Raw genomic sequence first — 250 nt, 5'->3', positions numbered from 1 at the left:
CGCTCGGATCGACACGCCCCCACAGTTCACCGTTGATGAAGTTGCCCAGACGCCCTGCGCCCAGCCCAAACGGGATTAACGGCGCAATAAAATCAGCCACCTGGAAGAAGTTCCGTTTGGTCCGTCTGGCGAAGATCACCATGACCAGGATCACACCAATCAACCCGCCGTGGAAAGACATGCCGCCGTCCCAGACGCGGAACAGATAGAGCGGGTCGTTCAGGAATACCGGGAAATTATAGAACAGGAC

1 protein-coding gene is annotated in these 250 nt (G+C 56.8%); it reads right to left on the bottom strand.

The genetic code is table 11. The annotated features are described in order from the left end of the window. Positions 1-250: prolipoprotein diacylglyceryl transferase (gene lgt, locus RTW80_RS30185; RefSeq protein ID WP_312721868.1), on the bottom strand; the 250-nt coding region annotated here is incomplete at both ends.

The sequence above is a fragment of the Escherichia sp. AM3 genome, assembly GCF_032029835.1.
In the GTDB taxonomy this organism is placed as follows: domain Bacteria; phylum Pseudomonadota; class Gammaproteobacteria; order Enterobacterales; family Enterobacteriaceae; genus Escherichia; species Escherichia coli.
The sequence above is the reverse complement of the archived record's forward strand: the minus strand, read 5'-3'. Positions and strand labels throughout refer to the sequence as shown.